Source organism: Flavobacterium sp. LAR06 (genome assembly GCF_041946075.1).
Taxonomy (GTDB): Bacteria; Bacteroidota; Bacteroidia; order Flavobacteriales; family Flavobacteriaceae; genus Flavobacterium.
Map to the genome: position 1 here is coordinate 521,635 of NZ_JAUTYT010000001.1, position 26,437 is coordinate 548,071.

At 34.8% G+C, this 26,437-nt stretch carries 28 protein-coding genes; 8 read left to right on the forward strand and 20 right to left on the reverse strand.

The features are described 5' to 3' along the window. The first annotated feature begins 61 nt into the window (after positions 1–61). From Q7C23_RS02230 to Q7C23_RS02245, 4 genes are all read left to right on the forward strand, one after another. Positions 62–1,900 carry a LysM peptidoglycan-binding domain-containing protein gene (locus Q7C23_RS02230; RefSeq protein WP_375030976.1) on the forward strand — a complete coding sequence of 613 codons (1,839 nt, stop codon included), beginning with the start codon at positions 62–64 and terminating at the stop codon, positions 1,898–1,900. A gap of 44 nt (positions 1,901–1,944) precedes the next feature. Beyond that, positions 1,945–2,913: a DUF4837 family protein gene (locus tag Q7C23_RS02235; protein WP_375030977.1), complete on the forward strand. Its 969-nt coding sequence runs from the start codon at positions 1,945–1,947 to the stop codon at positions 2,911–2,913. A 51-nt stretch (positions 2,914–2,964) separates the two neighbouring features. Continuing rightward, positions 2,965–3,606: a DUF1579 domain-containing protein gene (locus tag Q7C23_RS02240; RefSeq protein WP_375030978.1), complete on the forward strand. Its 642-nt coding sequence runs from the start codon at positions 2,965–2,967 to the stop codon at positions 3,604–3,606. Between the two features lie 130 nt (positions 3,607–3,736). Next, complete coding sequence (locus Q7C23_RS02245) at positions 3,737–4,186, forward strand: GNAT family N-acetyltransferase (protein WP_375030979.1); 450 nt, start codon at positions 3,737–3,739, stop codon at positions 4,184–4,186. A 159-nt stretch (positions 4,187–4,345) separates the two neighbouring features. Here Q7C23_RS02245 and Q7C23_RS02250 read toward each other — a convergent pair whose 3' ends face one another. The 4 genes from Q7C23_RS02250 to rnpA all read right to left on the reverse strand — a co-directional run bounded on the left by Q7C23_RS02250 (position 4,346) and on the right by rnpA (position 8,115). Further along, entirely contained in the window at positions 4,346–5,149 is an 804-nt protein-coding gene (locus Q7C23_RS02250; RefSeq protein ID WP_375030980.1) for an OmpA family protein, read from the reverse strand. 5 nt (positions 5,150–5,154) lie between these two features. Continuing rightward, the gene (locus Q7C23_RS02255; protein WP_375030981.1) at positions 5,155–6,792 is read right to left on the reverse strand and encodes a S41 family peptidase; all 1,638 of its coding nucleotides are present in this window, start codon (positions 6,790–6,792) and stop codon (positions 5,155–5,157) included. A 4-nt stretch (positions 6,793–6,796) separates the two neighbouring features. After that, positions 6,797–7,630 (reverse strand): DUF4349 domain-containing protein, encoded by an 834-nt coding sequence (locus tag Q7C23_RS02260; protein WP_375030982.1) that lies wholly within the window; start codon positions 7,628–7,630, stop codon positions 6,797–6,799. 80 nt (positions 7,631–7,710) lie between these two features. Continuing rightward, on the reverse strand, positions 7,711–8,115 hold the full coding sequence (gene rnpA, locus Q7C23_RS02265) for a ribonuclease P protein component (protein WP_375030983.1): 405 nt from the start codon (positions 8,113–8,115) through the stop codon (positions 7,711–7,713). Between the two features lie 286 nt (positions 8,116–8,401). Between rnpA and Q7C23_RS02270 the strand changes: the two genes are divergently transcribed. From Q7C23_RS02270 to Q7C23_RS02280, 3 genes are all read left to right on the forward strand, one after another. Then, on the forward strand, positions 8,402–9,142 hold the full coding sequence (locus Q7C23_RS02270; RefSeq protein WP_375030984.1) for a lysophospholipid acyltransferase family protein: 741 nt from the start codon (positions 8,402–8,404) through the stop codon (positions 9,140–9,142). 53 nt (positions 9,143–9,195) lie between these two features. Further along, positions 9,196–10,188, forward strand: coding sequence for an acyl-ACP desaturase (locus Q7C23_RS02275; protein WP_375030985.1), 993 nt, complete (start codon positions 9,196–9,198; stop codon positions 10,186–10,188). A 143-nt stretch (positions 10,189–10,331) separates the two neighbouring features. Beyond that, positions 10,332–10,985, forward strand: coding sequence for an HD domain-containing protein (locus Q7C23_RS02280; protein WP_375030986.1), 654 nt, complete (start codon positions 10,332–10,334; stop codon positions 10,983–10,985). Positions 10,986–11,154: 169 nt separating this feature from the next. On the opposite strand, the gene Q7C23_RS02285 is transcribed toward Q7C23_RS02280, so the two are convergent. The 5 genes from Q7C23_RS02285 to Q7C23_RS02305 all read right to left on the reverse strand — a co-directional run bounded on the left by Q7C23_RS02285 (position 11,155) and on the right by Q7C23_RS02305 (position 15,444). Beyond that, positions 11,155–11,277, reverse strand: coding sequence for a FeoB-associated Cys-rich membrane protein (locus tag Q7C23_RS02285; protein WP_375030987.1), 123 nt, complete (start codon positions 11,275–11,277; stop codon positions 11,155–11,157). Between the two features lie 6 nt (positions 11,278–11,283). Beyond that, the gene (gene feoB, locus Q7C23_RS02290) at positions 11,284–13,383 is read right to left on the reverse strand and encodes a ferrous iron transport protein B (RefSeq protein ID WP_375030988.1); all 2,100 of its coding nucleotides are present in this window, start codon (positions 13,381–13,383) and stop codon (positions 11,284–11,286) included. After that, entirely contained in the window at positions 13,383–13,622 is a 240-nt protein-coding gene (locus Q7C23_RS02295) for a FeoA family protein (RefSeq protein WP_026982352.1), read from the reverse strand. Before Q7C23_RS02295 ends, feoB begins: the two co-directional genes overlap by 1 nt. 103 nt (positions 13,623–13,725) lie before the next feature. Continuing rightward, the gene (locus Q7C23_RS02300; RefSeq protein WP_375030989.1) at positions 13,726–14,391 is read right to left on the reverse strand and encodes an SCO family protein; all 666 of its coding nucleotides are present in this window, start codon (positions 14,389–14,391) and stop codon (positions 13,726–13,728) included. Between the two features lie 129 nt (positions 14,392–14,520). Beyond that, complete coding sequence (locus Q7C23_RS02305) at positions 14,521–15,444, reverse strand: DMT family transporter (RefSeq protein WP_375030990.1); 924 nt, start codon at positions 15,442–15,444, stop codon at positions 14,521–14,523. 200 nt (positions 15,445–15,644) lie between these two features. On the opposite strand from Q7C23_RS02305, the gene Q7C23_RS02310 reads away from it, so the two are divergent. Further along, positions 15,645–17,705, forward strand: a complete 2,061-nt coding sequence (locus Q7C23_RS02310; RefSeq protein WP_375030991.1) for a M13 family metallopeptidase — start codon at positions 15,645–15,647, stop codon at positions 17,703–17,705. 45 nt (positions 17,706–17,750) lie between these two features. Here Q7C23_RS02310 and Q7C23_RS02315 read toward each other — a convergent pair whose 3' ends face one another. From Q7C23_RS02315 to hemC, 11 genes are all read right to left on the reverse strand, one after another. Next, positions 17,751–18,203 carry a GyrI-like domain-containing protein gene (locus Q7C23_RS02315; protein WP_375030992.1) on the reverse strand — a complete coding sequence of 151 codons (453 nt, stop codon included), beginning with the start codon at positions 18,201–18,203 and terminating at the stop codon, positions 17,751–17,753. A gap of 73 nt (positions 18,204–18,276) precedes the next feature. Continuing rightward, positions 18,277–18,684 (reverse strand): c-type cytochrome, encoded by a 408-nt coding sequence (locus tag Q7C23_RS02320; protein ID WP_375030993.1) that lies wholly within the window; start codon positions 18,682–18,684, stop codon positions 18,277–18,279. A gap of 14 nt (positions 18,685–18,698) precedes the next feature. After that, positions 18,699–19,616, reverse strand: a complete 918-nt coding sequence (locus Q7C23_RS02325) for a hypothetical protein (protein WP_375030994.1) — start codon at positions 19,614–19,616, stop codon at positions 18,699–18,701. A gap of 52 nt (positions 19,617–19,668) precedes the next feature. After that, positions 19,669–20,664 carry a porphobilinogen synthase gene (gene hemB / locus Q7C23_RS02330; RefSeq protein WP_375030995.1) on the reverse strand — a complete coding sequence of 332 codons (996 nt, stop codon included), beginning with the start codon at positions 20,662–20,664 and terminating at the stop codon, positions 19,669–19,671. A 57-nt stretch (positions 20,665–20,721) separates the two neighbouring features. Next, positions 20,722–21,609 (reverse strand): fructose bisphosphate aldolase, encoded by an 888-nt coding sequence (locus Q7C23_RS02335; protein ID WP_375031159.1) that lies wholly within the window; start codon positions 21,607–21,609, stop codon positions 20,722–20,724. A gap of 101 nt (positions 21,610–21,710) precedes the next feature. Next, positions 21,711–22,616 (reverse strand): oxygen-dependent coproporphyrinogen oxidase, encoded by a 906-nt coding sequence (gene hemF, locus Q7C23_RS02340; RefSeq protein WP_375030996.1) that lies wholly within the window; start codon positions 22,614–22,616, stop codon positions 21,711–21,713. Further along, positions 22,606–23,157 (reverse strand): GNAT family N-acetyltransferase, encoded by a 552-nt coding sequence (locus Q7C23_RS02345; RefSeq protein WP_375030997.1) that lies wholly within the window; start codon positions 23,155–23,157, stop codon positions 22,606–22,608. The genes hemF and Q7C23_RS02345 overlap by 11 nt, the downstream gene beginning before the upstream one ends. 2 nt (positions 23,158–23,159) lie before the next feature. Continuing rightward, complete coding sequence (locus Q7C23_RS02350) at positions 23,160–23,537, reverse strand: hypothetical protein (RefSeq protein ID WP_375030998.1); 378 nt, start codon at positions 23,535–23,537, stop codon at positions 23,160–23,162. A gap of 77 nt (positions 23,538–23,614) precedes the next feature. After that, positions 23,615–24,640 carry a uroporphyrinogen decarboxylase gene (gene hemE, locus Q7C23_RS02355; protein ID WP_192186598.1) on the reverse strand — a complete coding sequence of 342 codons (1,026 nt, stop codon included), beginning with the start codon at positions 24,638–24,640 and terminating at the stop codon, positions 23,615–23,617. Positions 24,641–24,735: 95 nt separating this feature from the next. Then, the gene (locus Q7C23_RS02360) at positions 24,736–25,401 is read right to left on the reverse strand and encodes a uroporphyrinogen-III synthase (RefSeq protein WP_375030999.1); all 666 of its coding nucleotides are present in this window, start codon (positions 25,399–25,401) and stop codon (positions 24,736–24,738) included. Then, positions 25,401–26,324 (reverse strand): hydroxymethylbilane synthase, encoded by a 924-nt coding sequence (gene hemC, locus Q7C23_RS02365; RefSeq protein ID WP_375031160.1) that lies wholly within the window; start codon positions 26,322–26,324, stop codon positions 25,401–25,403. Before hemC ends, Q7C23_RS02360 begins: the two co-directional genes overlap by 1 nt. Between the last annotated feature and the right edge of the window lie 113 nt (positions 26,325–26,437).

Sequence of the window (26,437 nt, forward strand, 5' to 3'; positions counted from 1 at the left end):
AAGTTTGCAAAAATACGATTACTATAATTGTTTGAATTATAGGATTTTAAAAAAATGTTATATGATTGTAAAGAAAATCTCCTTAGCGGTTACAGCTCTTTTTTCAATAACGATGTTTGCGCAGGAAACTGCAACAACTTCGCTGGATATTAAGCCAGAAGTAAAGCTGTCGTACTTAGATTCTGTAAAGAGTTCTTTTAAGAAGGACGAGGTGGCTACAAAAGTAGACAGTCTCTGGATGAAGGAATGTTTAAGTCTAGATATCTACAATGATTTTTCAACAGATATTCAAACCTTAAATACAGATCAGGATGTTAATGCCGAATTGCCAACTGAGCTTTTAAAACAGCGTTTGCAGGCAATGAATGAGAAATCTCCTTTTAATATTGAATACAATCAGGGATTAGAAAACATAATAAAGTCATTTCTTAAGAACCGTAAAAAATCGATTTCCCGATTAATGGCTTTATCAGAATATTATTTCCCAATTTTTGAGGAAACTTTTGCCAAACAAAATATTCCTTTAGAAATTAAATATTTAGCTATTGTAGAATCTGCTTTAAATCCTAAAGCAGTTTCTAGAATGGGCGCCACAGGTCTCTGGCAATTTATGTACGGAACCGGAAAACAATACGCACTTAAAATCGATTCTTATATCGATGAACGCAGTGATCCATTAAAATCTACTGCTGCAGCTTCAGACTATTTTTCTAAAATGTATACTATTTTTGGTGACTGGGAGCTTGTTTTGGCTTCTTATAATTCAGGTCCCGGAAATGTAACCAAAGCGATTCGTCGCTCTGGAGGTCAAACAAAATATTGGGATATTCGTAGTAATCTTCCAAAAGAAACTCAAGGTTATGTACCGGCATTTTATGCAACAATGTATCTTTTTGAATATCACAAAGAACACGGTATTAACCCGGAAAGAGCTGTCGTTAAAAACTTTGAAACGGATACAGTTAATGTTAAAAGCGAAATGTCATTCAAACAAATTGCCGATTTGTTAGACATGCCACAATCTCAAATTCAGCTTTTAAACCCTTCTTATAAATTAAATGTTGTTCCTTTTTATCAGGGAGAAAATCATTTTATTCGGTTACCAAAAGATAAAATAGCAACTTTTGTTAGCAACGAAGACAAGATTTATGCTTACGTGAGACACGAAGCTGAAAATAAAACAATGTCAAGTCGTTTGGCTTTAAAAGTAACACCAAAGGCAAAAACACAATTGAATAAAGCAATTGATACAGATGTTCAGTTGTATAAAATTCAAAAAGGAGATAATTTAGGCGCTATTGCTGAGAAGTATAATGTAAGTATTAGTGATATAAAAAAATGGAATCACCTTAGATCAAATTCAGTTGCACTTGGAAGAACGTTAAAAATCAGATCTAATATTGATCCGCTTAAAGTTTCAAAAGAAGCTAAGACAAACGTTGCCATAGAGAAGAAAGCAGAAGAAGCTATTGCTGCAATTGATGATAAAGAGAAAACTGTTGGGCAGGAGGCAAAAGAATATGTTGTAGTAGCCGGAGACAATTTAGGAAGCATTGCTAAAAAATTCGGTACGACTATTGCTGATCTAAAAGAGCTTAATAATCTATCATCAAATAATATTGGTTTAGGGAAAACTTTAGTGATTTCTAAAGAGATTCCGGCGATCGAAGAAACTGCTACAGTTAATACTGCCATTGCTTCAAATGCTTCAGTTGATTCTTTCAAGAAGAAGACAGCTTCTGCAAAAAGCATGGGTGAAGATTATTACGTGAAAAAAGGAGATTCTTTATATAGTATTTCAAAAAAATATCCTGGAGTTACAATTTCAGATATTAAAAAATGGAATGGTATTAAAAATGAAGATTTAAAACCGGGAATGAAACTCAAAATAAACGGATAAAAAAAAATCATTTAAATTTGGGTTTTATTTCATAAATTAATAAAATGAATAAAACCCATTTTTTATTGGTACTAATCCCGTTTCTGTTGTTTTCGTGTTTAAAAACCGAAAAGCAACCTGAACCTGTTTCGGGTAAAACCAATACCATTTCAGTCATTATTGATGATCAGTTGTGGTATGGAGAAGTGGGCGATAGCATTCGAAATAAATTCGCCTCGCCAGTTTGGGGCCTTACTCAGGAAGAGCCTCTTTTTACCATCAATCAATATCCCGCCAGATTACTCGAAGGATTTGTTACCGATAGCCGAAGTATTATTGTAGTGAAAAAAGCCGCTACAGATAAGTTCGAGATTATCCGCAGCAAAGCACTACCTCATAATACCTTTCGTATATACGGAAAATCCGTGGAGGATATTATTTGTAGTCTTGAAATGAACGGATCGCAAATTATCAAAATGATTCGCGATGCCGAAATCGAAAAAATTCAGCAGGACAATAGTGAATCTTTATTAAATCCTGCCGTACTTAAAAACAAATTTCATATTGGGGTTCAAATACCAGTTGGATATGAATATATGCTGCATAAAAAGAATTTTATTTGGCTGAAAAAAGAGATCATCAGCGGTAATACAAGTCTTCTTATTTATCAGGTTCCCATTAAACAATTGACTAAAAGTTCAGACATTGTAGGGAACATTGTTAAAATGCGTGATTCAGTCGGACGTTATATCAAAGGTCGCGAACCCAATACACAAATGATTACCGGAGAAGCCTATGCGCCGTATTTTTCCACTATTACTTTAGACGGAAAAAAAACATTTGAAACCAAAGGAACATGGGAATTGAAGAACGATTTCATGACCGGGCCTTTTATCAATTACGCAATTGTCGATGAAGCTTATAATCGAATTTTAGTAATTGAAGGTTTTTGTTATTCCCCATCCAATCAGGAAAGAGATCTAATGCTAGAGTTAGAAGCTATTATAAAATCTGTCAAAATTGATAAAAGATAGTTTGCAATAATTTTCATACTTTTGTTTTAACAAACATTAAATCAGTTAATTATGAAAAGTTTTTATGTAGGATTATCAATGTTAGTGCTGTGCTTTGTTTCTTGTAAAAAAGAAGTAAAACCAGAAACGGAAGCCGTTACAGTGACGGATAGCGTTAAAACAGAAGAACCAATTGTCGAGAAGCCTTTAGATTCTGCAGCGCAAATGAAATTATGGATAGCATATGCTACACCTGGAACTGCGCATAAAATGATGGCAGACGAAACCGGAACCTGGAGTTGCGATATGACTTTTTGGGAAGGACCAAATGGGAAACCTAGTAAAGCTACCTCTACGGCAAATATCAAGATGATTCTTGGCGGCCGTTATCAGGAATCAATTTATAGCGGAACTATGATGGGACAGCCATTTGAAGGTAAAAGTACTCTTGCTTACAATAATGCGAGTAAAGAATTCACCACTACTTTTATTGACAACATGGGTACGGGCATGATGGTTGCGATCGGTAAATATGATGAAGCCAATAAAAGCATGAATTTTAAGGGCGATATGGTTAGCCCATTGAATGGTAAAAAAACACCTTATCGGGAAATCTATACTATTGTTGACGCTAATACCCGTAAGATGGAAATGTACGATACAAAAAATGGAGAAGAATATAAAAGCATGGAAATTATCATGAAGAGAAAATAATCTTTCCGTAGAATAATAGAGCATACTACTTATAAATCCCGATTGCAAATTGTAGTCGGGATTTCTATTTGATAATATTTGATGTAATTTTGCAGATCAGCAGTAAACAAAAACGAGAAACAACAATAGAATGGAATTAAAATGGAAAATAAAGCCTTTTGAGGCACTAACGGTTCATGAGTTATATGATTTGCTTAAAGTAAGAAGCGAGATCTTTGTAGTGGAGCAAAATTGCGTTTATTTGGATATCGATGGCAAAGACAAGAAAGCATTACATTTGATTGGCGAATACGATGGCAAAGTTGTAGCGTATTCACGTTTATTCGATGCCGGAATTAGTTTTGATAATGCTTCTATTGGAAGAGTTGTTGTTGATGCCAATTACCGCGATAAAAAATGGGGACACGATTTAATGCGTGAAGCTATCGCTGGAATAAAAGCAAATTTCGGAAAAGATAAAATCACTATTGGAGCCCAATTGTATCTGAAGAAATTCTACGAAAGCCATGGATTTATTCAAACTAGCGAAATGTATTTAGAAGATGATATTGAGCATATTGAAATGGTTCGTGGGGAGTAATAAACAAAGGAATTGTTTTAAAGAAACAAAGTTGCAATAACAAATTGAAGTAATTATTTTTATTTATAAGTATCTTTAAAACAGTAGAATACTAGTTTTGTTTAGAGTATAGCTTTAGATGAAAAAATTTTAGAATTTAAGCCTTTTTGGCAAAATGATCTAAATCTTAGTAATCAAAAATTCGACGCGGCGATCAAAATCATCACCTCTTCCTAACGGATATTTATTACCACAGCCTTGATAGGTCATTCTATTTTTAGAAACTTTTTTAGTAGAAAGATAATTAAAAACGGTTTTGGCACGGTTCCACGAAAGTCTTCTTTCTTTTGTGTCTTTGTCAATTCCGTCGCTGTAAATTTCAGGTGTACAGCAAACGTGGCCTCTAATTTCAAATTGAATTTTTTTGTCAGTTTGTAGTTTTACCGCAATTTTATCCAGTTCTTTTTTTGAAGCAGGAGTAAGTTTTGAACTCCCGATTTCAAATAATATGTTGTCTAAGTATATCTTATCGCCAATCTTTAGATTGTCTTTAAAAGAGGTGTAAATACCTTTTCCAAAACTATTACGTTTCACCACAATCAAATCGACACGCCGATTTTTTGAACGTGTTTCATGAAGATTGTCGACGGTGTCCGGTTTTACCACAACACGTCCTTTTCCTTCCAAAATGACAATTTTGCTTTGATTAAAGCCGGCAGAAACCAAGAGGTTCTGAATTGTATTGGCACGATTGTTTGATAATCTAAAATTATAGTCGTCGTTACCACGATCATCGCAATAGCCATAAATCTGTACAGACTCCACTTTCGTAGTGTCTATACTTTTAATAAATTTAGTTACAACTTCGGTTTGTTTGGGAGTAAGATCATATTTATCAAACTCAAAATAAATGGTTTCAATTGGTTTTTGCTGTGCCGATAAATTGTAAATGAAAAAGAAAAACAAGAGTCTGCAAATTTTCATTTTTTTTAAATTTTTAAAATCGTCTTGTATTCGGTTTGATTATTTAAAACGTTTACCGCTTTTTTAATTTCTGAATTGTTTTTAATATAAAATTGATATAAACCTTCCTGATACTGGTATCTTTTGATAAGCTCTTCCTGAATTAAACCTTTAATTTCTTTTTGGTTTTTATCCAATAAGGTTGTTTCGCTTTTTTCAAGTGCTGCTAATAATTGCTGATATTCCGGAGCGATGGTTTCGTCTATTTTCTCCGTTTTGGCTGCTGCCAAAGTATTTTTTAAAGCCACTTCGGTCTCTGTGTCAAAACTGATTTTATTTGCTTTTAAATACTGTTTAAAGCTCGCGTAATCAGTATCTGTCAGTACCGGAATCTTATCTCCTAAATTTGGATTTTTGTAATAATACGTTGTAGCGTAATCAAAGATTCCGTCGTTCTTCAATAATGCCGTAGTAATCGGACTCATTTTAGTTTCGTCTAATTCAATATCAGGCAAGACACCTCCACCATCATAAACCGTTCTTCCTTTTCTGGTTTTAAAAGCATTGAAATTTTTAGCATCGGTTTTTTGAGCGACACCGTTTTTGTCTTTATGCGCGTAATCCAACGCCTGAATACAACGACCAGACGGTGTATAATAACGTGAAATGGTAACTTTTAACTGAGTTCCGTAAGTAAGATCAACGGAACGCTGAACCAAACCTTTACCAAAACTGCGGCTTCCTAAAATAACAGCGCGATCTAAATCTTGTAAAGCTCCGGAAACAATCTCAGAGGCAGAAGCACTTCTTCCATTCACTAAAATAGCTAGTGGAATTTGTGTATCAACTGGTTCTTTGGTCGTTTTATAAGTGTTGTTGTGTTTTTCAATTCTTGATTTTGTTGTTACAATAACTTCGTTTTTCGGAACAAATAAATTACAAATATCAATCGCCTCATTTAGTAAACCGCCCGGGTTTCCTCTTAAATCCAAGACAATTTGTGTTGCTCCGTCAGCTTTCAGTTTTTCCAAAGCTTCTTTTACTTCAGCAGCAGCTTTTCGGCTAAAATGGGCCAAAACAATATAACCCGTTTTATCATCAATTTTTCCGTAAAACGGAACCGATTTGATATCAACTTCATTCAGAACCAACTCAGTTGTTAAGGTTTTTCCCTGACGAAGGTACTTGATTTGGATTTTGGTATTTTTTGTTCCTTTTAATAATTGAGAAGCATCATCTTTAAAATCGGCAATCAAAACATCACCAATCTGAATAATTTCGTCACCTGCTTTTAATCCGGCTTTGTCTGCAGGATAGTTTTTATAAGGCTCACGAACAATCAAGCGGTCTTTTTTACGGGAAATCAAAGCACCGATTCCGGTATATTCTCCGGTATTGTTGATTTTAAAATTAACAACATCTTGTTCGTTAAAGTAAACCGTATAAGGATCTAAACTTCCCAACATGCTTTTAATAGCTTTGTCCATCAAATCACCGGGATTGGTTTCGTCCACATAATTGGTATTAACAGCTTTAAACAAAGTCGTGAAGATTTCGATTTGCTTGGCTATTTCAAAGAAATCATCTTTGAAACTGGTTCCAATAAATAAAAATCCTGCGGCAACGGCTGGTATAACGAACTTCTTTTTGAGATAAGGATACATGATTTTATGCTTTTTTTCTTTTTAATCTTCTTCTAATAAAATAGGCTACTAAACAAAATAAGATAACAAACGGCCAAACGCTTAGTAATGAAATTAATAAATCAGATAAACTAAAGAATCCTGATTTAATTGCTGTCCACAGTTTTGAGCCATACGATATTTTAACGCCTTCTTTTTCGGCAATTGTTTTGTAAAATTCAATAGTAATCGTGCTTTCAGAAACGCGGCTTTCCAAATATTTGAGTTGGCCTTCTTTGGCATCGATCTCTTCGCGAATAGTCGAAATTTGTTCTTCAATTTCTAAAATCTCACTTACTTTGTTTGCTTTTTTTAAGATTTCAAGATATCGTTCTTCGAGTTTTTTCTTGGTTTTTAATCTGGATGTCAGATCAATAAATTGTTCCGTAACATCTTCAGCAGATATACTTTTAACTTCAAAATAAGAAACCCCTTTAGAAATATCACTTATAAAACGATCAAAATTCTGACTTGGAACTTTTATTGTAAGATTTCTAAAAACAGTTGCAAAATCTTTTCCTTCAGAATCGTTTATTATTCTTGCATTATTTGTGGTCGCTGCGTTTTGAATTCGAGTGAAAGTAGTTTCAAGATTATCAGTTTCAAATCTTAAGGTCGCTTCTTTTATGATTTTCTGTTCGATTTTTTCTTTTATCGCAGGAGGAGCTGTCGGATCTGGACTTTTGTCGTATGCAGCTGACTCGTTTTTAGGCGGAAGTTTTACCGTTTGAACGGCCATAACTGTATCTTCGGCATCGTACGATTTATTACAACTAGAAAGAATTAAAACAAAACAGAAAAAACAGAAAATATATCTCATAAAGTTCCAATTTAGAGTTAAAACTACAATTTTTTTATAATTTTTTCTCTAATTTGACAAACAAAGTTGTTTTTTGAGATTTAGATCTCTGTTTTAGTTTCAGAATCTGTCGTTTTGTTTATTTGTTGCAGAAATTTCTCAAACAACTGAATCGTTTTGATATTGATTTCTTCGTAAGATAATTTGTCTTTGGTCTGATAGAAGAACATCAGAGAATAAGGCTGTTCGAGATTATCCCAAAGCAAATGTTTGTTTAATCGATAGGTTTCTCTAAGAACGCGTTTGAAATAATTGCGGTCAACGGCGCTCTTAAAATATTTCTTAGAAACCGAAACGCCCATTTTAATTTTTTCTTCTGAATGAGCTTCCGCTTGACGGTAAACCAACCGCAAAGGATATTTTGAAACCGATTTCCCTTCAGAAAACAGTAAACCAATTGTCGTTTTGCTCTTTAAGCGTTCATTTTTAGGGTAAGTGAAGTTCATTTAATTCAGAAAAAGTTTGCAATTTCAGGTACAAAGGTAATTTTTTTATTTTCGGTTTAAAGTTGTTGATGGCTTTTATGAAATGAATTGGCACTTTTTTATAATGTATAATAGTCTTACAACGCTTAAATTTGTAAAATCCAACTATTAATGTAAATATATTTCGTACAAATTGGTATAATTTTTAAAGCATTTTTTCTTTTAAGTACCGTATATGTTGATACTTGTATAATTTTTATAGCGCTAAAAATTTATTTATTACTTTTGGCAATTAATTTTTTAAAGCATGCAAAAGATAATTTCGTATCCCATATCCGTAATTTACTATTTATGTTTTGGATTGTGTCTGGTGGTATTTCATCCGATACAATGGATTTGCCTAAATGTTTTTGGATATCAGGCTCATAAAATTAGCGTTGATTATTTGAATTTTTTCCTTTTAAGATGTACAAATCTTGTGGGAACCAGATATACAATCGAAAATAGAGAGACAATTCCCACGGGAGTTCCTTTGATTTTTGTGTCGAATCACCAAAGTATGTACGATATCGTGGCAATGATTTGGTACTTTAGACGATTTCATTGTAAATTTGTAAGTAAGAAGGAGTTAGGTAGCGGAATACCGAGTGTATCTTTCAATTTACGCCACGGAGGTTCGGTACTAATTGACCGTAAAGACCCTAAACAAGCGATTCCTGTAATCAAAGGCTTGTCTGAATATATTGAAAAGAATACAAGATCTGCAGTAATTTTCCCCGAAGGCACAAGAAGTAAAACTGGTAAACCAAAAGAATTCGCCCAAAGCGGTTTGAAAATTCTTTGTAAATATGCGCCATCAGCGTATGTGGTTCCGGTAAGCATCAACAATTCATGGAAAATGGTAAAATATGGCTTTTTCCCGGTTGGTTTAGGAAATCACCTTACCTTTACCGCACATAAAGCAATGGCTGTAAAAGATTATGATTTTGCCGAGTTAATGAAGTTGACAGAAAAGGCAGTTATTGAAGGAGTAAACGAGTATAAATAGATTTTTGTTTTCAGAAATAAAACGGAAACACAAATCGCAATCTTAAATAAGTAATGTCTATAAAAAACATTAGATTAGAGGTTATGCAGTTTTTGGAAAAAAACGTAGATAGCTTCGTAGAACAGTATTTAATTCCAGTAGAAAAGATTTGGCAGCCGTCAGATTTTCTACCTAATTCTGAAGGAGATAATTTCTTTGAGGAGGTTAGAGAATTACGCGAAATTGCCAAAGAATTACCATACGATTTCTGGGTAACTTTAGTAGGTGATACTATCACTGAAGAGGCTTTACCAACTTACGAATCATGGTTGATGGATGTTGAAGGAATAAATCAGGTAGAAAACGGTGGAAACGGTTGGTCTAAATGGATTCGTCAATGGACAGGAGAAGAAAATCGCCACGGTGATTTGCTAAATAAATACTTGTATTTGTCTGGTCGTGTGAACATGCGTGAAATCGAAATGACAACACAGCATTTAATCAACGACGGCTTTGATATCGGAACTGGATCTGACCCATACAAAAACTTTGTATATACTAGTTTCCAGGAATTGGCAACGTATGTTTCGCATAATAGAGTAGCTCAAATGGCTAAAAAATTTGGTGATAACAAGTTGTCTAAAATGTGTAAAATGATTGCGGGTGACGAAATGCGTCATCACCATGCATATAGCGAATTTGTTACGAGAATTTTTCAGGTTGATCCTAGCGAAATGATGTTAGCGTTTCAATACATGATGAAACAAAAAATCGTGATGCCGGCGCACTTCTTGAGAGAATCTGGTCAAAAGATCAGCTCAGCTTTCGAACAATTCTCTGATTCTGCACAACGTATCGGTGTTTACACTGCCAACGATTATGTGGATATCATGCAGAAATTAATTGACAAATGGGAAATTGATAAAGTTACTAATTTGACAGACGAAGCAGAAAAAGCACGTGATTACTTAATGAAATTACCAGCTCGTATGGCAAGAATCTCTGAAAGATTAGTAATCCCGCAGGAATCTCATATTTTTAAATGGGTTGAACCAGCAAGATTGTAAGTTAATTTTAGATTTCTGATTTTAGAGTTTAGATTAAAATATATTGTTGATTGTTGAAGTGTCAAGCTTTGACAATCAACATTTTTATTTAAAAAGGAAAGTAATTATCTGCCTGCCATCATAAGAAAATACAACAAATAACTATGAATAATCCCAACTTAATAAATAAAACAATAGCGTTCGTAAAAGAAAAACTAAACGATGCCGAAGGTGGACATGATTGGTTTCATATTGAGCGCGTTTATAAAAATGCCCTTTTAATTGCAAAAGATACTGATTGCGATTTGGTTGTAGTGCAACTAGGAGCTTTACTTCACGATATTGCAGACAGTAAATTTCATAACGGAGATGAAACTATCGGGCCAAAAACGGCAAGAGTGTTTCTGGAATCCGAGAATGTTTCAGAGGAAATTATACAGCATGTCGTAAACATCATCGAAAACATCTCATATAAAGGCGGAAATTTCGAAAAGAACTTCTCCTCTATAGAATTGGATATCGTTCAGGATGCTGATCGTTTAGACGCAATAGGGGCAATTGGAGTAGCAAGAGCATTCAATTATGGCGGATTTAAAAATCGTGCCTTATATGACCCTGAAATTGCTCCAGTAACAAACATGAGTAAGGAAGAATACAAAAAGAACAACGCACCAACGATAAATCACTTCTACGAAAAGCTTTTACTCTTAAAAGATAAAATGAATACAGAGACCGGAAAACAAATCGCTGCTGAAAGACATAAATTCATGGAAATGTTTTTAGCGCAGTTTTATGCGGAATGGGAGGGAGTAAAATAGTTTTTAGTCTCAGTTTTCAGTTATTTCGCGTTACTTTAACGCTGATAAACTACAAAGCTTCACAAAGAAATTTAAATCTCTGTGAAGCTTTGTTTTTTTTTAGTGCATCTCTATGAAATGGCTTTAAAACCTTAGCGCCTTAGAATCTTAGTTCCTTAGAACCTTTTCTCTACGAACACCCACAATTTCCATTACCACAATCTTTTTTCTTCTTCGATTTCCAAAAGAACTTCTTAATCAAAAAAGCGACGGCGATAAATAATATTCCAAAGGCAATAATTTCTTGTATCATAGCCGTTTATTTTAAAAGTTGATAAGCCAAAAGCGCAACAAAATAAGCTAATCCGCTCATTAAGAATAATTGCATCGCCGGCCATTTCCATGAATTGGTTTCTTTTTTGGTAATGGCCAATGTACTGGCGCATTGCATTGCGAAAGCGTAAAATAGTAGTAACGAAATTCCAGAAGCAAAATTAAAGATTTTCTCGCCCGTTTGCGGATTTACTTCTTTCTGCATTTTGCTTTTAATGGTTGCTTCATTGTCACTATCTCCAACGCTGTAAATGGTGGCAAGAGTTCCAACAAAAACCTCACGTGCCGCAAACGAACTGATAATCGCAATTCCGATTTTCCAATCGTATCCCAAAGGCGAAATGGCTGGCTCAATAGCTTTACCCATGATGCCAATATAAGAATTCTCTAATTTTTGAGAAGCGACCTCATTTTCAAACTGAACTTCATTTAAAGTTGTATTGGCAAATCTTTCTTTTACGATAGTTTCGGCTTCGTTAAAATCTCTTCCTGGTCCAAAAGAAGCTAAAAACCATAAAATAACAGATATCGCTAAGATAATTTTACCCGCACCAACAACAAACGCTTTGGTTTTCTCTACCACATTAATCCCAACATTTTTTAAAAGCGGCATTTTGTAGCTCGGCATTTCGACTACGAAATAGGTTTTAGAATTGAATTTTAGAATTTTATTTAAGATATAAGCAGATAAAATGGCGGTTCCAAATCCTAGTAAATAAAGGAACATCAACGATAATCCCTGTAAATTTAAGATTCCTAAAACACGCTGATCCGGAATTACTAGCGAAATAATAATCGTATAAACCGGCAATCTTGCAGAACAAGTCGTAAACGGAGTTACTAAAATAGTGATCAAACGCTCTTTCCAGTTTTCAATATTTCGGGTTGCCATAATTGCCGGGATAGCACATGCAGTTCCTGAAATTAAAGGCACAACACTTTTTCCGGAAAGCCCAAATTTGCGCATGATTTTATCCATCAAAAATACTACCCGACTCATGTATCCGCTTTCTTCCAAAATGGAAATAAACAGAAACAAAAAGGCAATTTGTGGAATGAAAATCAGAATACCGCCAATTCCCGGAATAATTCCCTGCGAAAGCAAATCGGTTAAAATACCGCTTGGCAATTCTGAGGCTGTCCAACTGCTTAAAGAAGCAAAAGTGCTGTCAATGAAATCCATAGGGATTGTTGACCAGCTGAAAATCGATTGGAAAATCAAAAACAAAATAGCAAGGAAAATAACATAACCCCAAACTTTGTGCGTTAACACGCGGTCAAGTTTGGCTCTTATGTCTTTTGCCATTGATTCATCAACCTGTAAACCTTCTTTCAGAACATCATTGATAAATTGATATCTTTTGATCGTTTCTTTTTGCTGTAAACGTTTTAATTCTGAATGAGATTTGGTAAAAGTGCTTCGGATTTCATTACGTTCTAAATTTAAAAAATTCACATCCTGCGTAATGACCAACCATAATTTGTATAATAACTGATTCGGAAAAGCATGTTGAAGTTTTTCAAAATATTCAGTGTCAATAACAGAAGCATTTAAACAAGGCTCGTGCGGAATCGTTTTATAGGAAACGATTAATTCTTTTAGTTCCTCTATTCCATGACCTTTACGCGAACTTACTAAAGCAATTTTGGTTTTTAGTTTTTCTTCTAAAAAAGGAATATTAAGTGTAATTCCTTTGCTTTCCATGCGATCAGACATATTGATGACTAAAATCGTCGGAATTTCAAGGTCTTTTATTTGTGTGTAAATCAGTAGATTTCGTTTCAGATTTTCGACATCTGTCACGACCACTGCAACATCCGGATATAATTTATCGTTTTTATTCAGCAAAAGCTCAATCACAACACTTTCATCCATTGAACTGGCATTCAGACTATATGTTCCCGGTAAATCAAGAATATTAGCTTTAATGTTATGAGGAAGTTTACAGAAACCAATTTTTTTCTCAACGGTAATTCCGGGATAATTTCCAACTTGCTGATTTAAACCGGTAAGTTGATTAAAAACAGAGGTTTTTCCAGTATTCGGATTCCCGATAAGGGCAACATTTATATTTTGAATGCTCATTACAAATTGGTTTTGATAAGTTCAACTTCAATTTCACGAGCAGTTTCTATACGAATGGCAACATGAGAGCCATTAATGTCTAAATATAAGGGATCTCCAAAAGGAGCAATTTGAAGTAATTCGACCAAGCTGCCCGGCAAACAACCCATTTCTAATAACTTTAGAGGAATAAGATCGATATCAAAATCTTTGATAATGGCTTTTTCGCCTTTTTTCAGAGTGTGAATTGTATTTTGCAAGCTTATTTAGATTGAATTTAGATTGCAAAAATAGGTAATAATTCTTTATTTCAAGGCAATTAACAGTTTTGATTGTGCCAAAATTTACTTAAATAAGCCAATTTTACTCTTGCGATAAGAAATCAATGTCTTCAAGTAGTCGTTTGATTTCTTCTTTATTTGTTCCGTCATAAAATCCACGAACACGACGTTTTTGATCTACCAAAACAAAATTCTCTGTATGAACCATATCATACAATTGATCGGGGCGACCTAATTTCACTGCTAAGTATGATTTTCTGGCCATGGTATAGATTTCTTTTTTATCGCCGGTAACCAAATTCCATTTGCTGTCCACAACTCCGTATTTTACAGCATACGCTTTTAAAACAGAAACACTATCTACTTCGGGAAAGACCGTATGAGAAAGCAGCATTACTTTTGGATTGTTCAGAACTGCTTTTTGAACTTCTGATAAATTGGTCGACATCTTTGGACAAATAGATCCGCAGGTTGTGAAGAAAAAGTCAGCTACATAAATTTTTCCTTCGTAGTTTTTTTGAGTAATGGTATCTCCATTCTGATTTACAAAAGAGAAGTCAGCAATGGTATGGTATTTACTTTTGTATTGAATCGTACTATCAACCAGTTCAGGATTTACGTCAGCAGGATTGTAAATGGGTAATGTTTTTTGTGGCTTTAAAGCCGAATAAAATAGGGATATAGTAACTACCGAAAATACGATTAAAACAATAAAGAATTTGCGGTATTTGTATAGTAAAGATTTCATAAACAGAATTTGGCGCAAAAATACGAAAAGCAGTTTTCAAAAAACTAATTCTGTATTGCTTTTAACACGGTTTTAATCGCCACGAATTCACGAATTAAATAATAATAATTCGTGAATGTGGCGATTAATTTAAACTTTAGTCTTTCTAATTGATTTATTAACAAGATACAATCCAGTTAAAGTTACTGCTGCACCAATGGCAATGGCCTGAGTAAGTGTTTCCCCAAAAATGAATGATCCTAAAACCATTGCTACAATGGGATTTATATACACGTAGATACTACTGATTTCCGTTGGAAGATGCTGTAACGTATAAATAAAAGCAATAAAGGTTAAGACTGAACCAATTATGATTAAGTAAACAATAGCCCACCAGGAATTTAGTGAAATTTCACTCAAAGGAATATTAGTTCCAGCAGCTTCTGTGATTCCAAATAAAAACACACTCGAAATTAGCATTTGCAATCCTAAACTAAAATAGGGATTAAAACTGGCCGCCTTTTTCTTGGTTTCTAAAATTCCGAAAGCCCATGTAATAGTTGAAATGATGGTTAAAAGGATTCCGAATTGAAAATCAGGTCGTAGAAAATCAGATAAGTAGTCCATGAAAATGATGCAGATTCCACCAAAACTAATCAGGATTCCGAATAAAGCCACTCTGGCGATTTTTATACCATTAAAAAAATTGATAACAATAATCCAAATTGGAAAAAGAGCACTAATAATGGCACCTAATCCGCTACTGATATATTTTACTCCCCAAGTACTCAAACCGTTGCTTAAAGCAAAATTCAAAATAGATAAAATAATAATCGTTTTCCATTGTTTCCCTCTTGGCCAGGGCTCTTTTTTGATTAGAAAATAACCAACATAAAGAAGGCCGCCCAAAAATTGACGAATAGTGGCTACCTGTAGCCCGGGCATATGTCTAACCGCTTCTTTAGATGCTAACCAGGTTGTTCCCCAAAAGAAACTCACCCAGCATAAAGCTAAAATTGGAAATCCGATAGCTTCAATTTTTCCTGAAAAGGCATTCTGAATTTTTGCTCTCACTTTAATAAATTGTTTTGACAAATATTCCAAAAACAATTTGAATTAATGGTATATAATCAAACATATATTCATGAAATGTTTTGCTGCTTATGATCGATTTTTTGCATTAAAAATCTCACTGGAGATTATTGCAAGAATTTTAACATAGAGTTCGGAATAATAGCAATATGTTTGTATATATACTAAAACTATAAATAAAAATGATTAAACAGCTTACTAAACCTATGTTTTGTGTCGTTTCTGCAATGTTTACATTCAGCGCAGTTGAGGCTCAGGACGCAAAACCAAAAGAACCGGGTATCAATGTTTCTTACATGAATACGAAGGTTAGTCCAAGTCAGGATTTTTTTCAATATGTAAATGGAACCTGGTTAGATAAAACCGAAATTCCAAGTGATCGTACAACTTGGGGAAGCTTTAATGAATTGATCAAAAAAACAGATAAAGATGCAATGGCAATTTTGAAGGAAGCTTCAAAAAATCCAAAGTATAAATCGGATACTGATCAGGGCAAAGCAGTAAATTTATTTAATACTGTTTTAGATACAGTAGGAAGAAACAAAAGAGGAATAGAACCTTTGAAACCTTACCTGAAAAAAATTGACGCTATTAAAAATGTAGCTGATCTTCAAAAGTATTTGGTAGAAATGGAACCTCAGGGTGGAAATGATTTCTTCGGAATTTACATTGGTGCTGATGAAAAAAACAGTTCAAAAAATTCGGTAAGTCTTGGCGTAAGCCAATTGGGTTTGTCTGATAAAGATTATTATACTTCTGAAGATAAAGATTCAAAGGAAAAACGTGCCAAATATGAGCTTCATGTAGCGAGAATGATGCAGTTTATTGGAGAATCTCCTGAAAAAGCAAAACAGAGCGCAGCAGAAATACTGGCTTTGGAAACTGCTTTGTCAAGCCCAAGATTAAATCGTGTTGAGAGTAGAGACAGTCGTCTTCAATATAACCCAATGACTGTTGCTGAACTTCAAAAGTTAACTCCGGCAATTAAATGGGATGCTTATTTTACAGGACTTGGTTTAGCAAAACTAGACACAGTTGTAGTTATCGAACCACGATATATGAAAGCTTTGCAAACTGTTTTTACTGAAAACAAAGTACCGCAATGGAAAGAATATTTAAAATGGACTTTATTGAATCGTTCAACTTCACATTTAACAACTGAAATTGAAAGGGCAAATTTTGACTTTTATAGTAAAACTTTAAGAGGAGCAATTAAACAATTACCTCGTGAAGAAACGGCTTTGCAAGTTGTAAACAGAAGTATTGGAGAAGCACTTGGTAAGCTTTATGTAGAGAAAGTTTTTCCTGCCGATGCAAAAACCAAGGCAATTGATATGATCCACAATGTGATTACGGCTTACCAAAACCGTATTAATAATTTAGCATGGATGTCTGACGCTACAAAAGTAAAAGCAATTGAGAAATTGAACAAAATCACCATAAAAGTGGGGTATCCGGATAAATGGAAAGATTATTCAGCTTTAGAAATTAAAAGTGTTGCCGAAGGTGGAAGTTATTTTGAGAATGCACACAATTTATCAAAATGGAATTTCAAGAAAGGTTTAGAAAAATTAAATAAGCCGGTGGATAAAACAGAGTGGGGAATGTCACCACAAACTGTTAATGCTTATTACAACCCATCTTATAATGAAATTGTTTTCCCAGCGGCAATTTTACAACCGCCTTTTTACAATTACCAAGCGGATGAAGCTGTGAATTATGGTGGAATTGGAGCTGTAATTGGTCATGAAATTTCACATGGTTTTGATGATTCAGGAGCGCGTTATAATGCAGATGGAAATCTTGTAGACTGGTGGACTGCCGACGATTTAAAACAATTTACAACCTTAGGGAATGAACTTGCAGATCAATATAGTGCTTTAGAGCCATTGCCGGGAATTCACGTAGATGGTAAATTTACTTTAGGAGAAAATATTGGAGATTTAGGTGGAATTAATGCTGCTTACGACGGATTGCAATTGTACTTAAAAGCTCATGGAAATCCAGGTTTAATTGACGGATTTACACCTGAGCAACGTTTCTTTATTTCCTGGGCTACGGTTTGGAGAACGAAAACGAGAGATGAGGCAATTAAAAGTCAGGTAAAAACGGATCCACACTCTCCGGGAATGTACAGAGCTTATGTGCCGATCCAGAATGTTGATGCTTTTTATCAGGCATTCGGAATTAAAGCAGGGGATAAAATGTACATAGAACCAGCGAAAAGAGTAAAAATTTGGTAATCTTATAATCATAAAAAACGGCGCTAATTTAGCGCCGTTTTTGTTTTATCGATTAATTGCAATAAAAATATCAACTTCTGCAGTTTCAGGATTTTGTGCTTTCTCTCCGTAAATTTCAAAATCTGAGGTAAAACTTCTGTCTAAATCTGAATTCCAAATTTTCATCCATTCATTAAAAACAATATTCTCATGAAGATTTCCTTTTGCGGTGAATTTTTCATAAGTTGCTTTTTCAATAGTTTTCCCAGTCATTTCTTCAGGAATAAAATCTAAAGAGCTTACAAGACATCCTAAAATTGTTGAGTAAGGCTTAGTATGATCTTTTTCGTATTCGGTATAAACACAATAAAGAGCATTGTCGATTTTATTTGGAATTTTTTCAGCAATTCCTTCTGTCATAAATCTGTTCCAAAGAGCGGGAATATCTTCTCCTGATTGACCATTTTCATTGGTCGTTCGTACTGAAATCCCAACAATACTAAATTTTTGAATATCCATTTTAGTTAAATTATTTTGTTTGATTTCAAATGTATGATGACCTTGTGACAACAGTATGTCAGCAGGAAATTGTTTATTTCAGATTGCTATAAATGTAAGCTTCTATCGCCTTTAATTCTTCATCAGACATTGCCTGTGTTATCGGGAAATTAGTTTTCATAACTGAAAATTGACTTGGATCAACAATTGGATCTGCATTTCCTTTAAGGAAAGTAACAATATCACCTTTTTTGTCTTTGTAAATTTTTCCGATTTCCTGAATACTCGGACCAATGACTTTTTGATCAACCTGATGACAGGAAACACAATTTCCTTTTCCTTCAAAAATTGATTTTCCTAAAGCTTCAGGTGTTTTGGCTTCCGCCGATTCTCCTTCAGAATAGGTTTCTGTTGTACTTTCAGTTGATTTTCCAAAGGGCTCCTGCTCTTTTTTACAAGAAGCAAAAGCTAAAACGGCAGTTAAGAATAATATTTTTTTCATTATTAAATTGATTATTATTTCATTGCTTCAAATTTGTAACCATTATAAAGCAATTTTGCAACGATTTGTTTTGAAAGCAAATCTTTATCTTCATTACCATAAAAATTCAATTTGATTTTTTCAGTATCAGTAAGAGTTCCTCTAAGATTAAAGTATTTGTTGTCAGGAGTAATTATTTCATCTTTAATGTTTTTATCAGTGTTAGGGTTTCTGTAACCTGTTTTTGTTGCATACCATGCGCCCACCATTCTGGTTCTTCTTTGTTCTCTGTTATTATTGTCTATCTCTGTAAAAGTAGAATTTACAGTATAAACTAAACTTGGAGGGAAGTTTGGCATAAACGTAACGTTACTTTTAGTCACATCACCAATCGCTACATATTCTAAAACAGGAGCACCATTTTTATAAACTTCTTGTTTTTGATAAATTGTACCACCAGAAACTTTTACATTCAGTGCAGTCATTGCATCATATTCTGTTTGTAACTGCTCTTTTGTTTTTTGGTCTGCATCAGCAAATACTTTTTGAATATCTGTTGGAGTTCCATTAATAAATTCTAAAACGCCTTTTTCGTCTATACCAGATGCACTAATAAATTTGTATTTATCATTACAAACACTTGCCACGATGGTTCTTTGAAAACTTAATCCCTGATCTTTTCCGTAATCAATAATTTCATTGGTTTTATTGTTGCTTAGATCAGTAAGAAGTGACCAATAAACAGTAGAGCCATCAAGCAAAGAATTGCTTTTACGCTCTATTGAAAAGATTGGGCGATTGTCAAGAGATAAGATTTTGTAAACTACTTTTTCTTTATCTAAAATCGCAACCTCCGTTTCGTCAATACTAATTTTATCTTTTTTAATTCTAATTTCCTGTGCCACAGTTGTTAAAGTAGCAGCCATCATGAAAGTAAGTAATACGTTTTTCATATATTTTTAGGGTTTAAATTGAGACGCTAAAATATACTTTTTTTGTCACTAATTACTTGTTTAAAATAATTGCAGCTTCTTTCGCAAAATAGGTTGAAATCAAACTTGCTCCAGCTCTTTTAATGCACATTAACTGCTCCATCATAATTTTGTCATTATCCAGCCAGCCTCTTTCAGCAGCAGCTTTAATCATGGCGTATTCTCCAGAAACATGAAAAACGGTTACAGGAACATTTACAGCATTTTTTACTTCACGTACAATATCCAGATAAGCAATTCCCGGTTTTACCATTACCATATCAGCACCTTCTTCCACGTCCATAAGGGTTTCTCTAATCGCTTCGATACGATTGGCATAATCCATTTGATATGTTTTTTTGTCTTTCGGAACAACTACATCAGCTTCTCTCGGCGCACTGTCCAAAGCATCACGAAACGGACCATAAAATGCAGAGGCATATTTAGCAGAATAACTCATGATACCTACATTATGAAAACCTGCAGCATCCAATCCCTGACGTAAACGTAAAATACGTCCGTCCATCATGTCGCTTGGTGCTACAAAATCGGCTCCGGCTTGTGCGTGTGAAACGGCCATTTTTACTAATGCGTCGTTGGTTGCATCATTGGCAACATCCCCATTTTCGATTATTCCGTCATGACCATAAATGGAGTAGGGATCAAGAGCAACATCTGGCATTACAACCATTTCAGGGCAAGCTGCTTTTATAGCTTTAATAGCGTTTTGCATTAATCCGTTTGGATTCCAGGCTTCTTTTCCGGTATTGTCTTTTAGAGATTCGTCTACTTTTACATAAATGTTGACAGCACGAATTCCTAAAGCAAAAATTTCTTTTACTTCTTCAACCGTTAAGTCGATCGAACGACGGAAAATTCCCGGCATGGATGGAATTTCAACTTTATAATTTTCGCCTTCTGCAATAAACATTGGAAACATAAAGTCACTTGGACTTAATGTCGTTTCGCGAACTAAACTACGGATAGATTCATTTACTCGTAGTCTTCTGCCTCTTTGTAATGGGAACATATTTTTTTGTTTAAAGTTTCATGTTTCAGGTTTTATCCTGAAGTTATTCTAATATTTTTATGTAATGGAAGCGGTATAAATCGCTTTAATGGTTTTATCAAGTTTTTGGTTAAATTCATCATCAGACTGACCAGCAGAAAGACCTTCAGACAAAGCTCTTGAAAAACTGGCAATTAATCCGTGGTTTTGTGTCAGTTTAGCATTGGCTTCTTCTTCTGAATATCCTCCAGACAATGCCACAACACGCACAACATGCGGATCAGACATTAGTTCTTTGTAAAAATTATTTACAGTCGGGATAGACAATTTCAGCATCACTTTCACATCTTTATCCAGTAAATTAAGCTGTTTCTGGATTTCTGCTTTTAGAATTTCTTCCGATTTTTCTTTATCAGCACTATAAATATCTACCTCCGGTTCGATAATCGGCACAAGTCCTTTTTCAAAGATTTGTAAACCAACTTTAAATTGCTGTTCTACAACCTCACGAATTCCTTCGGCATTTGCTTCTTTAATAACAGAACGCATTTTGGTTCCGAAGACGTTTTTCTCTACAGCCCGCGTCAGTAATTCATCTAAATTGGAAATGGGTTTCATCAATTGTACGCCATTGGCAAGATCAGCAAGTCCTTTGTCTACTTTTAAAAACGGAACTATGTTTTTCTTTTCCCATAAATAATCGGCAGTCCATTGTCCGTCGATTTTGCGATCCATAGTGTTTTCAAACAAAATGGCTCCCAGGATATATTCGCTTTTGAATGCGGGACTTTTAATAATGCGGGTTCTCATTTCGTGTACAAGAGTGTACATTTCTTCATCATTCGTAAAACTGCTTTCCTGGACGCCGTACTGTGCCAGTGCTTTTGGGGTACTTCCGCCGCTTTGGTCTAGTGCAGCAATAAATCCTTTTCCGTAATGCATGCGATCTAATTGTGCAATGTTCATTTCTCTTTCCATAATATTTTAGATTTTAGATTGAAGATTTTAGAGTAAATTACAATTTAAATTTATGATTACAAAGAAGTTAAATGAATATTGGGTTCAATTTATGAGATCCATTCACAAGGATTTTCCAACACATTTACCAATTTCTCTTCTTCACTTCCAACTTCTGCGTGATGATCGTAAACCCATTGCACATGCGGAGGCAAACTCATTAAAATACTCTCAATTCTTCCATTGGTTCTTAAACCGAATAAAGTGCCTTTGTCATGAACCAAATTGAATTCGACATAACGTCCACGACGGATTTCTTGCCAATTTCTGTTTTCAGGAGTATAGGCTAAATTCTTTCTTTTCTCCACAATTGGAACATACGCTTCTAAGAAACTATTTCCAACTTCAGATACGAAATTGAACCAGTTTTCCATTGACATCGATTCATTTGCTTTGCAATAATCAAAGAACAAACCGCCAATTCCGCGGGCTTCGTTTCGGTGCGCATTCCAGAAATAAGTATCACATTGTTTTTTATATTTTGGATAAAACTCCAGATTGTGTTTGTCACAAGCCGTTTTACACGTTTGATGAAAGTGAATTGCATCTTCTTCAAACAGATAATAAGGTGTTAAATCCTGTCCACCGCCAAACCATTGTTCGATTACTTTTCCGTGTTCGTCGTACATTTCAAAATAGCGCCAATTCGCGTGAACCGTTGGTGTCATTGGATTTTTCGGATGTAAAACCAAACTTAATCCGCAGGCAAAAAAATCCGCTTCGCCTACTCCAAACATTTTCTGCATCGCTTCCGGCAATTTGCCATGAACGGCTGAAATGTTTACTCCGCCTTTTTCAAAAACATTTCCGTTTTCAATAACGCGCGTTCTTCCGCCGCCACCTTCCGGGCGTTTCCAAAGATCTTCACGGAATTTTGCCGTTCCGTCAACAGCTTCTAATCCGGCGCAGATTTGGTCTTGTAGATTTTGTATGTATGCGTAAAATTTATCTTTCATGAGTATTGTATTCTGATTTAAGCAATCCGAAATAAACAGTGTTTTGCAATTCGCCATCGCCATTTCTAAATTCGTCTCTTAAAATTCCTTCTTGTTTGAAATTGTGTTTTAATGCAACGCGCTGGCTTGCAAAATTGATTTCTGATGTACAGATAAAAACTTTATTCATTTTCAGTTCGTTAAAACAAAAATCAAGTGCATCTGAAACCATTTTTGATGTGATTCCTTTTCCCTGAAAATCTTCATCAGTAAAATAACCTAATTCACATTTTGAAATGCGGTAATCTATGGTTTTCACACATAAATAGCCAATTAGATCATTGGTTTTGATATCTCTTGCGAAAAAGTAAAAGCCTTCGTTGTTTTTTTCTTTTTCAAGATTGACAGCCATAAAACCTTCTGCTTTTTTTAAAGAATCAGAATTGGCCAGCGTCACTGGAAAAGTTTTTTGAATGTGATTTTTATTTCTATTGACTAGTGTAAAAAACTCTTCAGCAGTAACAGTTTCAATTCGATCTATTTTCCAATCTGTAAAACTCATGTTTATTTGTTTTTAGCCGAGGCGATTTTGGCATTTATTCCGAAGGAGAAAACTTTGCTTTCTCGCTGGATGTATTGGTAAATAGCAAGTGCTTTACCTAAGAAATAAAATTGCTTTTCTTGAGATAAATGAATCAAAATATCAGCAAATTTCTCTTGTTGATTCCAATCTAAATGGCATCTCTGAAGCAGAATAATTAATTCTTCTTCCGGTATTTCAATTGTTCGTTCTAAACTTAAACCAAAACTCTTCAGTTGCTCATCTACTAGGCTAATATCTTCAGCGTTCCAAAACCTTGGCACAAAAATAAGTGCGTGTAAAGTTCGGAGCGTATTTTCTATTCTGATACTTTCTTCGTCTCTAAGGCCTTTGTTGAGCATTATTTTTTGAGTTTTCAGTCGCAGTGGCAGTTTTCAGTTTTGAAGTTGGCTGAAAACTGCGACTGCACACTGTAATACTATTGTCCGTATTCCTTCACAGCGTCAATAAACGCTTTAGCGTGATCAACAGGGATATTTGGTAAAATTCCGTGACCTAAATTTACAACATATTTATCTTTTCCGAATTCGTCGATCATTTCGTGAACCATTTTTTTGATGGTTGGAATTGGAGAAAGTAATCTTGACGGATCAAAATTTCCTTGTAAAGTAATGTTCCCACCAGACAAGTAACGTGCGTTTCTAGCTGAACAAGTCCAGTCTACACCCAATGCCGAAGCTCTACTTTTACCCATTTCACCAAGAGCAAACCAACATCCTTTTCCGAAAACAATTACCGGAGCGTGATCAGCTAAAGCTTCAACGATCTGGTTGATATATTTCCATGAGAATTCCTGATAATCAACCGGAGAAAGCATTCCTCCCCAAGAATCAAAAATCTGAACAGCATCAACTCCCGCTTTTACTTTTTCTTTTAAGTATAGAATAGTTGTATCTGTGATTTTTTGTAATAATGTATGCGCTGCGGCAGGGTTTGAGAAACAGAATCCTTTTGCAGTGTCAAAGCTTTTAGAACCTTTTCCTTCAACAGCATAACAAAAGATTGTCCAAGGGGAACCAGCGAAACCAATTAATGGAACCTCATCGTTCAGCATTTCTTTAGTCAATTTAATGGCATCCATTACGTAACCTAAACTTTCCTGAATGTCCGGAACATAAACTCTGTGAACATCAGCCAATGAACGAATAGGATTTGGCAAAAACGGACCGAAATTTTCTTTCATTAAAACTTCAATTCCCATTGCTTGAGGTACAACCAAAATATCCGAGAATAAAATCGCTGCATCCGGTGCAATTCTGCGAATTGGCTGAACCGTAATTTCTGCTGCTAATTCCGGAGTCTGACAACGGGTAAAGAAATCATATTTATCACGCAAAGCGATGAATTCTGGTAAATATCTTCCGGCTTGACGCATCATCCAAACTGGTGGACGTTGAACAGTTTCTCCTTTTAATGCTTTTAAAAATAGGTCGTTTTTTAACATTTTTTCTTGCTTTAGGCTTTAAGCTTTAGGCTTTAAGCGTTTATTGTTTATTGTTTTTTAGCTTAGGGCTTATAGCCAAAGCCTATTGCTTTTTATTATTTATATTCTTCTAAAACATCTTCTAAAACATCTTCAACCGTTGGTTGATCTGCGATGATGATGTTTTTGGTAATTTTATGTAAAGCGTCTGCAGTGGTTTCTCCAATACAAAAGCATGTTTCTTTTTTGATGGTATTGTCTTTCAAATAACTTTCAACGCCTGACGGACTGAAAAATAAGATCGCGTCAACGGCTGTTTTTATTTTCTGTGGCGTTAGAGAAGTATCATAAACCTGAATTTCATTGAATTTTACTTCGGCGTCTTTCAATGCTTTTGGTAAAGTTTCTCTTCGAAGATTTCCACTAAAAAAAGTAAAACTTTCACTGCGATAAATCAAAGTGATAATTTCGGTTAAATCCGAAGCGTAACCGGTATAAGCCACCACATTGAATCCGTTTTCTGATAGTAAAATCTTAGTTTTTAAACCAACGCAAAAAACGTTTTTAGTTTTCAATTCTTCCGCTTTTGGATGAGATAAAATACTGTGAACGGCATTTTGACTAGTAAAAATCAAATTTTCGTTGAGGTCTTTAAGTTCGAAAGATTTATTTTGAGTCCGAATGAAATCGGTGTCAATAACTTCAAAATTAGCAGCTGTTAATGCTTGTTTTTGTTCGCCCGATAGCTTTTTTGTGGATAATATCTGAATTGATTTTGCCATTATTTTTTTAAAGATTCTTTAATAGATTGCATCAATTCGGTTCCGCCATTGTTTAGAATTTCCTGAGCGGCGAAGAATCCTAGTTTTTTCCATTCTGAAATATCAACGGTTTTGTCGATTTCCAGTTTTTGTTTTCCATCAACAGAAAGCAAAACGCCCTGAAAATGTAAAGTGTCTTCGTCTTCGTTATAGGTTACTAAAGCTCCAATTGGCGCCGTACAACCTCCTTCCAGCGTTCTCAAAAACTGACGTTCTATATAAGTACAGATCTCCGTTTCAATATGATTTAACTGCGAAAGTGCATCTAAAGTATAATTGTCATTTTCCATCGCCACAACAAGCATTGCTCCTTGTGCCGGCGCGGGTATCATCCAATCGAGATTGATATAATTTTCTGGTTTTATGTTGATGCGCTCCAAACCTGCAGCAGCAAAAACAGCTCCATCCCAGTTGTTGTCTTGTAGTTTTTGCATACGGGTGTTTACGTTTCCGCGTAAATCAACCACTGTATGGTTAGGATACTTATTGAACCATAATGCCTGACGACGCAAACTTCCGGTTGCAATTGTACTTGGCTGCTCAAAATCAGGATTTCCTTTGTGTACTAAAATGTCTAAAACATTAGCTCTTTCTAAAACCGCAGCCTGAACAATACCTTGTGGCAAGGCCGTTGGAACATCTTTCATAGAGTGAACGGCAATATCGCAATCGCCGTTAATCATGGCAACATCCAGTGTTTTAGTAAAAATTCCGGTAATGCCAAGTTCGTAAAGCGGTTTGTCCAAAATAATATCACCAGCTGATTTTACTGCAACAATCTCGGTTTTATAACCCAAATCGTTTAGTTTTTTCTCGACAGTATGTGCTTGCCAAAGTGCCAATTCGCTATCGCGAGTTCCTATTCTGATTGTTTTTTCACCCATTTTGTTGAATTTCACCATATAAGTTATATAAGGAATTTAAGCAGTTTGGATTAAACAACAATTAACCGTTTGCTATTAAAATGAACTTATATAACTTATAGGGTTTAAAATTT

Coding starts and splice junctions, on each gene's coding strand:
- feoB (WP_375030988.1), bottom strand. CDS start 13,383: ATGAGCATTCAAAATATAAATGTTGCCCTTATCGGGAATCCGAATACT.
- hemB (WP_375030995.1), bottom strand. CDS start 20,664: ATGTTCCCATTACAAAGAGGCAGAAGACTACGAGTAAATGAATCTATC.
- hemE (WP_192186598.1), bottom strand. CDS start 24,640: ATGTTAAAAAACGACCTATTTTTAAAAGCATTAAAAGGAGAAACTGTT.
- Q7C23_RS02240 (WP_375030978.1), top strand. CDS start 2,965: ATGAAAAGTTTTTATGTAGGATTATCAATGTTAGTGCTGTGCTTTGTT.
- Q7C23_RS02285 (WP_375030987.1), bottom strand. CDS start 11,277: ATGATACAAGAAATTATTGCCTTTGGAATATTATTTATCGCCGTCGCT.
- hemF (WP_375030996.1), bottom strand. CDS start 22,616: ATGAAAGATAAATTTTACGCATACATACAAAATCTACAAGACCAAATC.
- Q7C23_RS02350 (WP_375030998.1), bottom strand. CDS start 23,537: ATGCTCAACAAAGGCCTTAGAGACGAAGAAAGTATCAGAATAGAAAAT.
- Q7C23_RS02315 (WP_375030992.1), bottom strand. CDS start 18,203: ATGGATATTCAAAAATTTAGTATTGTTGGGATTTCAGTACGAACGACC.
- Q7C23_RS02260 (WP_375030982.1), bottom strand. CDS start 7,630: ATGAGATATATTTTCTGTTTTTTCTGTTTTGTTTTAATTCTTTCTAGT.
- Q7C23_RS02335 (WP_375031159.1), bottom strand. CDS start 21,609: ATGAACATTGCACAATTAGATCGCATGCATTACGGAAAAGGATTTATT.
- Q7C23_RS02345 (WP_375030997.1), bottom strand. CDS start 23,157: ATGAGTTTTACAGATTGGAAAATAGATCGAATTGAAACTGTTACTGCT.
- rnpA (WP_375030983.1), bottom strand. CDS start 8,115: ATGAACTTCACTTACCCTAAAAATGAACGCTTAAAGAGCAAAACGACA.
- Q7C23_RS02360 (WP_375030999.1), bottom strand. CDS start 25,401: ATGGCAAAATCAATTCAGATATTATCCACAAAAAAGCTATCGGGCGAA.
- hemC (WP_375031160.1), bottom strand. CDS start 26,324: ATGGGTGAAAAAACAATCAGAATAGGAACTCGCGATAGCGAATTGGCA.
- Q7C23_RS02255 (WP_375030981.1), bottom strand. CDS start 6,792: ATGTATCCTTATCTCAAAAAGAAGTTCGTTATACCAGCCGTTGCCGCA.
- Q7C23_RS02280 (WP_375030986.1), top strand. CDS start 10,332: ATGAATAATCCCAACTTAATAAATAAAACAATAGCGTTCGTAAAAGAA.
- Q7C23_RS02300 (WP_375030989.1), bottom strand. CDS start 14,391: ATGAAATCTTTACTATACAAATACCGCAAATTCTTTATTGTTTTAATC.
- Q7C23_RS02275 (WP_375030985.1), top strand. CDS start 9,196: ATGTCTATAAAAAACATTAGATTAGAGGTTATGCAGTTTTTGGAAAAA.
- Q7C23_RS02325 (WP_375030994.1), bottom strand. CDS start 19,616: ATGAAAAACGTATTACTTACTTTCATGATGGCTGCTACTTTAACAACT.
- Q7C23_RS02235 (WP_375030977.1), top strand. CDS start 1,945: ATGAATAAAACCCATTTTTTATTGGTACTAATCCCGTTTCTGTTGTTT.
- Q7C23_RS02270 (WP_375030984.1), top strand. CDS start 8,402: ATGCAAAAGATAATTTCGTATCCCATATCCGTAATTTACTATTTATGT.
- Q7C23_RS02320 (WP_375030993.1), bottom strand. CDS start 18,684: ATGAAAAAAATATTATTCTTAACTGCCGTTTTAGCTTTTGCTTCTTGT.
- Q7C23_RS02230 (WP_375030976.1), top strand. CDS start 62: ATGATTGTAAAGAAAATCTCCTTAGCGGTTACAGCTCTTTTTTCAATA.
- Q7C23_RS02250 (WP_375030980.1), bottom strand. CDS start 5,149: ATGAAAATTTGCAGACTCTTGTTTTTCTTTTTCATTTACAATTTATCG.
- Q7C23_RS02310 (WP_375030991.1), top strand. CDS start 15,645: ATGATTAAACAGCTTACTAAACCTATGTTTTGTGTCGTTTCTGCAATG.
- Q7C23_RS02245 (WP_375030979.1), top strand. CDS start 3,737: ATGGAATTAAAATGGAAAATAAAGCCTTTTGAGGCACTAACGGTTCAT.